This window comes from Streptomyces sp. YS-3 (genome assembly GCF_045257485.1).
Lineage (GTDB): Bacteria > Actinomycetota > Actinomycetes > Streptomycetales > Streptomycetaceae > Streptomyces.
The window spans coordinates 1-588 of the sequence record NZ_JBJHPC010001197.1 but is presented as its reverse complement, the minus strand read 5'-3'; the positions used below and the strand labels follow the sequence as shown (position 1 = coordinate 588).

The 588-nt window shown below is 76.4% G+C and carries 1 pseudogene; it reads right to left on the bottom strand.

What is annotated here, in order from left to right:
• A pseudogene (locus ACJA3G_RS38280) lies at positions 1-559 on the bottom strand (arginine--tRNA ligase); the annotation flags it as partial.
• Between the last annotated feature and the right edge of the window lie 29 nt (positions 560-588).

The window sequence follows — 588 nt, the reverse complement described above, 5'->3', positions numbered from 1 at the left end:
CAGGGGCCCAACGGGCGGCGTCCGGCCCGACCAGATCGGCCAGGGGGGCGGCGGTACGGGGATCGGGCAGCACAGGCACCCGCTCACTCCCGTACGGCCCGATCTCGGCGGCGGCCCCCTGCGAGCGCAGCAGCGCGACGACGGCGGAGGTGACGGCGAGGGCGCGCGGCTCGTCGACGGGCGCGAAGGAGAGGTGCTGCCCGGCGAGGGCGTCGCCGTACCCGTAGCGCGACCCGAGGGCCAGCACCCGGCGGACCAGCTCGGGCCGATCAGTTGACGTGCTCAGGGTGAAGTTGAGGAACCCGGGCCCGGTGATGTCGACGCGCGCGAGCCCGGGGGCACCGGCGAGCCGCCCGCGCAGGGCCTCGGCGACGGTACGGGGGGCGAGCCCGGAGGCGGCGGCGAGCTTGAGGGCAACGGCACTGGCGTAGTCCCCGCCGCCCCCGGGCCGGGGCCGCTCGACCTTGACTTCCCGGGGCACGTCCACAACGAGCACACCCTCGTCGACGACGCTGCGCACGGCGCGCACGACGGTACGGGAGAGCTCTGCGGGGGTCACGGGACCAGCGTATGGGAGAGGGGGGGTGG